This is a genomic window from Streptomyces capillispiralis, assembly GCF_007829875.1.
Taxonomy (GTDB): Bacteria; Actinomycetota; Actinomycetes; order Streptomycetales; family Streptomycetaceae; genus Streptomyces; species Streptomyces capillispiralis.
Genome location: NZ_VIWV01000003.1, coordinates 57,823 through 64,426, shown reverse-complemented (window position 1 = coordinate 64,426; position 6,604 = coordinate 57,823). Strand labels below are relative to the sequence as shown.

Annotated in this window: 10 protein-coding genes and 1 pseudogene; 9 read left to right on the top strand and 2 right to left on the bottom strand. The window is 71.0% G+C overall.

What is annotated here, in order from left to right; all coding sequences use genetic code 11:
- The 4 genes from FHX78_RS37115 to FHX78_RS36610 all read left to right on the top strand — a co-directional run.
- Positions 1-724, top strand: a 724-nt coding sequence (locus FHX78_RS37115) for a hypothetical protein (RefSeq protein WP_167532041.1), incomplete at its 5' end; no start/stop codon positions are given.
- 40 nt (positions 725-764) lie between these two features.
- Positions 765-953 carry a hypothetical protein gene (locus FHX78_RS36620; RefSeq protein WP_029380917.1) on the top strand — a complete coding sequence of 63 codons (189 nt, stop codon included), beginning with the start codon at positions 765-767 and terminating at the stop codon, positions 951-953.
- Between the two features lie 44 nt (positions 954-997).
- Positions 998-1,186, top strand: a complete 189-nt coding sequence (locus FHX78_RS36615; protein WP_145872461.1) for a hypothetical protein — start codon at positions 998-1,000, stop codon at positions 1,184-1,186.
- 92 nt (positions 1,187-1,278) lie between these two features.
- A complete protein-coding gene (locus tag FHX78_RS36610; protein WP_145872462.1) occupies positions 1,279-1,776 on the top strand; it encodes a hypothetical protein in 498 nt (165 codons plus the stop codon).
- A gap of 83 nt (positions 1,777-1,859) precedes the next feature.
- Here FHX78_RS36610 and FHX78_RS36605 read toward each other — a convergent pair whose 3' ends face one another.
- Positions 1,860-2,078 (bottom strand): hypothetical protein, encoded by a 219-nt coding sequence (locus FHX78_RS36605; RefSeq protein WP_145872463.1) that lies wholly within the window; start codon positions 2,076-2,078, stop codon positions 1,860-1,862.
- A gap of 91 nt (positions 2,079-2,169) precedes the next feature.
- Here FHX78_RS36605 and FHX78_RS36600 point away from each other — a divergent pair, with 91 nt between their 5' ends.
- Together FHX78_RS36600 and FHX78_RS36595 are read left to right on the top strand one after the other, a co-directional pair.
- A complete protein-coding gene (locus FHX78_RS36600) occupies positions 2,170-2,949 on the top strand; it encodes a hypothetical protein (RefSeq protein WP_145872464.1) in 780 nt (259 codons plus the stop codon).
- 264 nt (positions 2,950-3,213) lie between these two features.
- The gene (locus FHX78_RS36595) at positions 3,214-3,639 is read left to right on the top strand and encodes an RRQRL motif-containing zinc-binding protein (protein WP_145872465.1); all 426 of its coding nucleotides are present in this window, start codon (positions 3,214-3,216) and stop codon (positions 3,637-3,639) included.
- 8 nt (positions 3,640-3,647) lie between these two features.
- Here the strand turns inward: FHX78_RS36595 and FHX78_RS38320 are convergent.
- Positions 3,648-4,841: pseudogene (locus tag FHX78_RS38320) on the bottom strand (IS110 family RNA-guided transposase).
- Between the two features lie 350 nt (positions 4,842-5,191).
- Between FHX78_RS38320 and FHX78_RS37885 the strand changes: the two are divergent.
- From FHX78_RS37885 to FHX78_RS37250, 3 genes are all read left to right on the top strand, one after another.
- A complete protein-coding gene (locus FHX78_RS37885) occupies positions 5,192-5,350 on the top strand; it encodes a hypothetical protein (protein WP_244403751.1) in 159 nt (52 codons plus the stop codon).
- Between the two features lie 402 nt (positions 5,351-5,752).
- A complete protein-coding gene (locus tag FHX78_RS36575; RefSeq protein ID WP_145872468.1) occupies positions 5,753-6,259 on the top strand; it encodes a hypothetical protein in 507 nt (168 codons plus the stop codon).
- A complete protein-coding gene (locus FHX78_RS37250; protein ID WP_189908778.1) occupies positions 6,256-6,603 on the top strand; it encodes a hypothetical protein in 348 nt (115 codons plus the stop codon). Before FHX78_RS36575 ends, FHX78_RS37250 begins: the two co-directional genes overlap by 4 nt.
- Position 6,604 lies beyond the last annotated feature (1 nt).

Genomic DNA, 6,604 nt, shown 5'->3' with positions numbered 1-6,604 from the left:
GGGCAAGGTCGGCGCGCTGTTCCTCATGCGCACCGCCTCCTCCTCCACCAAGGAGATGGGCCTGGACGGCATCGCCCCGGCCGGTTTCCAGATGGAGAACATCCCTGCCCGGATCTACGAGAACGGGCAGATCGAGGCGCTGTTCTCCGGCAAGGACGACGAGGACGGCGAGTCCACCGCGGGCATGGCGTACATGTTCCTCGACGGGCGCGCCAAGTTCATGCGCACCTTCTTCGCGGAGAAGAAGGACGGGGTCTACCCCGACCTGATCGCCCTGTACGGCGAGGACCCGCCCACCGGGCTGACCGAGGGCGAGGCCAAGGCCGCGCAGGCCGGGGCCGCGATCTACGGCGTGCGGCACACCAACCCCTACGCCGACTGCGACACCCTCGCCCAGGCGTTCTCCGACGCCCCTGGCAGCACTCCGGCGGCCGGCACCCCGGCCCCGGACGCCGACGGCGGAGACGGCGATGAGGCGCCCGCCGCGTTCGAGGCGCCGTTCGGCATCCCGTTCGGCGACGGCGGCCCCGAGATCGGGGAGGAGCCCGGCCTCCAGGACCAGATCCTCGACCTGCTCGCCGACGGGCCCAAGAGCCTCAAGCAGCTGCGCGAGGCCCTGCCCAGCTTCCAGCCCTCCAGCGTCAGTAACGCCTGCACCCAGCTCAAGGCGAAGGGCCTGGCCAAGTCGCTCAAGCGCGGCCACTGGCAGCTCGCCGACAGCTGACCCGCACCCACCACCCACTCACCGAAGGAAACCGATCCCCGTGGCCCTGTCGATCTCCCTGGTCCTCCTGCTTGGCATCATCGTCGTCATCCTGGTGCGCACCGGCTACCAGCGGATCATGCCGGGCATCGCCGTCTGCCTGTTCGGCTTCTTCCTCGCCAGCACCGGCATCGCCCCCACGATCACCAGCGCCGTGTCCTCCCTCACCGGATGGATCAGTAGCTTCTGACCACCCCGGTCCCGTCCCTGCCGAACGAGAAGGAGAACACCTCGATGAACCGCCCCCTGGTCCTGGTCGTCGACGACGCCACCGACATCCTCGCGGCCAGCCCCGAGGCCCGCGCCCTGGTCGCCGACCTCCTGCGCACCGGCCGCCAGGACGGCCTGGTGGTCCGCTCCGAGACCCGCCGGCCGTTGCAGTACCCGACGCTGGCCGCGCTCGAGGACGCCGCCGACCAGTAGCAGTAGCACCGCCAGCCCCCTCCCGCCCCTGCGCCCTCCCCGCCACCACGGCGGGGAGGGCGCCCCGCGTCTGCCCCGAAACGGAGATCACCGTGGACTTCGAGCCCATCACCCGCCCGCTCACCGACGACGAAGCCAAGGCCGAAGCCGAGCGGATCATCGCCCGGTCCTTCCAGCCCGAGATGCCGCCCGTGCGGCACATCCCGACGTCGTTCCGCGACGACACCCCGCTGCCCGCCTACGGCGACACCCCGCCCGTCCATCAGGACGACAAGCGGATCGTCCCCGCGTGGGCGGCCGGGATCGCGGTGGCCTCCATCGGCGTCGGCGCCGGCATCACCGGTGTCGGCTGCGGTGCCTGGCTGGTCCTCCAGGGTCTGGCCTCCGTCACGCTCTACGGCGTCCTCATGGTCACCCTGCCGTTCGCCGGCGTCGCGATGGTCGCCACCGCGATCGGCGGCGCGTTCAGCAAGGCCCGCAGGTCGGTGTCCAAGACGGTCTACGAGGGCCCGGTCACCCAGAACACGCAGATCAACAACACCAGCAACCAGCGGGGGATGTTCTCCCGCACCCGCAACGACGTCCGCTGAACTCCGGGCGCCCTGCCTCGTATCCGACACCTCGCCCACCGGGCCGGGGCTTCGGGTGCGGGACAGGCCGTCCGGCCTCGCGGTCAGTCGTAGTCGATCCAGATTCGGCCGTGCTCATCGACCTCGGCACCCCGGATCTGCCCGTCGACGATCGCGCCATTGATCGTCACCTCGACGTCGTAGTCCACGTCGATCCACAGCACACCGTCGTCGTCGGTGAACGCGGGCCAGATCTGCCCGTCCGTGTCCACGACCTCTTCGAAGACGACTTCCTCCGGCTCATCGTGGGTGAACCACCCCATCGCAGCCGCCCCCTCTCTTCAATCCCGTCGCTCACAGCTTGGCCCACTCGCACGCTCCGTGAACCCCGCATCGACAACGAGGAGTTGCCCCGTGCCGTCCAACGACAACACCCCCCGCGCCGACCGCCAGGAGCTCGCCTACCTCCCCGTGCCCTTCCCGAAGGCTCCGCCCAAGGAGCCGCGGTTCGCCGCACTGCGCACCTGGTGGCAGGAGGCATGGGAGGAAGACGGCGTCCTGCGCGCGATGTGGGAGGACGTCCTCAGCGCCCCCGAGGACGGCTTCCGGTACATGGCCCCCTGGCTCCGGGCCGTCCTGATGGTGGCCGGCGTGTCCTTCATCGTGCTGATGGCCAAGGCCGCCGGCGAAGTCGTCCTTGAGGGGCTGCACCAGCTGCTCACCGCCGTGCCCAAGGTGCAGGTCGGCGGCGACACGTCCAGCGGCGTGTTCGCCGTCGTCGACCAGCCGGTGCGCACCTACATCGCGCAGCACTCCGCCGGTCTCCCGGTCGCGGCCTCCACCGTCTACACGCTGTGGCTGCTCACCGGCATCACCGGCCTGGTCCTCGGCTACCTCTCCCGGAACAACGGGGTGCGTGCGATGTGGGCGGGGTGGGGCGCGGCTTCCGTGTTCATGGTCTGGACGGCGACCCCCGCCACCAGCCGTCCCATCGCGGTCGGCCTCGCGGTCCTCGCCTGGACGGTCCTGTCCGCGTTCGCGATGCGCGGCCTGACCCTGCGCCGCCGCGTCGGCCGTCCGGCCCGCCCGGCGAGGGTCTCCGTCAAGCCCGAGATCCACGTCCACGTACCCGCCCCGGCTCCGGCCCCGGTCGTCGAACAGCACCCGCACAGCGGCTGCCCGTTCCGGGACTGACCTTCCGGTCGCTCCGCCTGGTCCTCGCCCACCCCGCTCGCGGGTGGGCGAGGGCTGGACAGGCCGACCGGCCACCTCGCACCGCGCCCCGCCGACACCAGCACGACGTCGGCGAGGCGCGGTGCTTGCTGTCCAACGACACCAGGAGGAACCGCTCGTGCTCATCCCCCGCCCGCGCCGCCGGATCGGCCGGCCCCGCCCGCAGCGTCCCGGACCTCGCTACCCGCTGCCTCAGCGCCGGTTGCCCGGTACCTGGAGCAGGTGATGGCCGACCAGGACCAGGACCTGCTCGACGTCGACCCGTACGACCCCGGCGACGGCTCCTTACTGGTCTTCCGGTGGAAGCAGGCCGGGCGCGACAACCTCGCCACCCGCCGCCAACTGCGGGAGATGGGACTGCGCCCCGGCGGCCAAGAGCCCGTCGCCCGGATCGAGTGCCGCGGCGGCAAGCGCTTCGCATGGCTGTACCGGATCGACCTGGCGAAGCCGAAGCGCCCGATGACCCTCGCGAAGGAAGCCGCGCTCGACAAGGCCATGGCCGCACGCCAGACGTGCGGCACCTGCCGCCGGCGCTACTTCCACTGCCTCCCGCTGAAGACCTTGGGGTCCTGCCTGGAGTGCTTCGACGGCACGCCCGCCGACCCCGCCTCCTACATCGCTCCCCCGGCCAAGCACCTGCTTGCTTCCTAATGCTGTTGTCAAGCGGCGGCCGTGGCCGGGGGTGCCACTTCGTAGCACCGTCGGTCACGGATCAGAGCCCAGATGACGTTGACGCGTCGGCGGGCGAGGGCGAGCACGGCCTGGACATGCTTCTTGCCCTCGGCGCGTTTGCGGTCGTAGAACTTCCGCGAGTTCGGGTCGTAGCGGACGCTGACGAGCGCGGAGGTGTAGAAGACGCGCTGGAGTCTTCGGTGGTAGGCGATCGGCCGGTGGAGGTTGCCGCTGACCTTGCCCGAGTCGCGAGGTGCTGGGGCGACGCCGGCGAAGGCTGCCAGGGCGTCCGGGGAGTCGAACTCGTCGAGGCTGCCGCGGACGGCGGCGAGGAACTCCGCTCCCAGAACCGTGCCGATGCCGGGGACGCTCAGAATGAGTCGGCGAGCTCGTGCTCGCGAAACCGGCCCTCGATGAGCTTGTCCAGCTCACGGAATCTGCTCGTTGAGGGCCATCACCTCCTCGGCCAGGGGTGTGGACCAGCTTGGCGATGGTCTTCTCACCGGGACGGCGGTGTGCTGGCGTTCGGCGGCCTCGACCGCAGCCTCGGCCAGGGGCTCTGGCATTGCGGACCTTGCGGTTGGCCAGCCACCCTCGCGAGCCGTGTGATGCCGGCCCAAGCGGATCGCGGGCCGGGGTCTGGTAGCCCGTCAGCAGCCTGAGCGGTCCCGTGCTGGTGACATCCAGGGCCCGTTCCAGGGCCGGGAACATGCTCAGCAGGGTGCCGCGCAGGCGGGTTCACCACGCGGGTGCGGTCCTCGACCAGGTCGGCCCGGCGTCCGGTCAGCAGTTTGAGTTCCACGGCGGCTTCGTCGCCGGGACGGATGGGCCGCAGGTCGCGGCGCATTCTGGCCTGGTCGGCGATGACATAGGCGTCGCGGGCGTCGGTCTTGCCCTCGCCGCGGTAGCCGTCGGATGCCCGGTTGACCAGCCGGCCGGGCATGTAGAGGACCTCCTGGCCGTGGTTGACCAGCAGGGCCAGCAGCAGTGCCGGCTCTCCGCCGGTCATGTCGATGGCCCAGGTGACCTCACGGCCGTCGGCCAGGTCCAGGACGTCAGCTTCAACAGCTCGGGCTCGTCGTTGGCCACCCGCCGCGACAACAGGGTCTTGCCGTCCGCGTCCAGAACAAGGCCGTGGTGATGGCCCTTGCCGCTGTCGATCCCGCCCATATCCGACTCATTGCGCTCCTGACATGCGTGTGCGTACTGCTCGTGCCACGGACGACTTCGCCGGCATTGCTCTACACAGCGACTTGTTCGCACTTCCTAATCGGCGGCCGAGTCGTCGTGGGGCGCTGAGCGGCGAAGCAAGGGAAGCCACGAGACGGCAGCCGCCTGATAGCCACACACCCAGCACCCCTGGGCGACCCAACCCTACGAATGGCTCGATCAACCCGATCAAGAAGGTAGAGCCGCCTGATCCGAGAGGACCAACCGCCCATGAGTACCGCTGTCCGCGCCGCCGCCTTCACCGAGCCCGACCGCCCCAAGAACCTGCTGATCCGGTTCATCACGGTCGGCGGCAAGCTACGTGGACGTCACCGGCCCCGGCGAGCACTCGGACAAGAACCGCTGGAACTGCCACGGCTGCGGAGACTTCTCCGACCGGCCCGAGGAAGACTTCCTGTTCTGCATCCGGCCGGACGCCAACAGCCACGCCGCCAACTGCCGCGCCATCCCGCTGCGGTGACCGGCTGCCGTCTGCGCGGCCGCCCTGCTTGATCGCCGCCCGCCGTCCCGTTCGCCGCCGTGTCCGTGCTCAAGGCCGGGCCACTGGCGGCTGTACGCCGACCGGCACCGCATCGAACTGACGCCCCCGGCCCCGCCGCTCCTGCCCCGACTGCCGGGGCGCAGGCGGCTGGTGGGTCGGCGGCGCGAACCCGGAGATGGAGGCGTGCGGCTGCTGGTCGGACCGGCGCGAGCTGCGCGTCCGGCTCCTGCCCGTTCCGGCCTGGCCGGACAACGAGCCCCCGTTCTGAACGACCCGACCCCGGCCACGCCGGCCGGGGTCGGGGACCGCCGGGTGGCCGCGCATCGGCAAAGGGCCGGCCACCCGCTCCCTCACCCTCTTCGAGATCAGGAGACCTCCAGCATGCATCGTCCCGCCGTCTTCGCCGCCCTGCTTGGACTGACCCGCGCCGCCAGCGCGGTCGGCGACTTCTGGGTCCAGAACGACTTCTGCGCCCGCGTGAAGGGCGCCTCCGACGACGCCCCGGTGACCTACGAGGACCCGGCCACCAAGGAGAAGACCACCCACGGCACCGCCGACGGCCGCAAGGCGTGCCTGCACCACTGCGTCACCTACACCGCCACCCAGGCGGTCGTCGCCGGGCTCGGGGCCCGCGCGCTGGGCATTCGGGTCCACCCCGGCGCGGCCGCGGCCGCGCTCGCCCTGTCCTTCGGCACGCACTACATCGCGGACCGCCGCGTGCCCGGCCACGGCGTCATGGAGAAGCTCGCCGACAAGACCGGCAAGACCGACTTCTACAAGCTGGCCTCGCACGGAATGAACGGCGCCTTCCACCTCGACAACTCCTGGCACCACGGCTGGGAGACCGTCGCCGCGCTCATTGCCACGGCCAAGGCCACCACCCGGTGACCAGCCAGCCCCGGACGCGACTGGAACGCGCCCGCGCCTCGGTCGGGATCGCCTCGCTGGCCCTCCAGCAGATCGAGGACGACCTTCGCGCCGACGACGTCGACCAGGAGGAGCTCGCCGCGATCCTGCGCGAGCTCATCGAGGACACCGACCCGGCCGGCGGCTTCCTCGCGGCCCTGGCGCAGCTGCTCACCGCCGCCGCGCGCCGTGCCGAGCAGATCGAGCCTGACCGCGACGGAGACGCCTCCTGCCCGTTGCACGAGGCCGCCGCCCTGATCACCGACGACGCCGGGCAGCGCCTGATCTGGTCTGCCCGCGCCCTTCACCCGCAAGGAGACAGCTGAG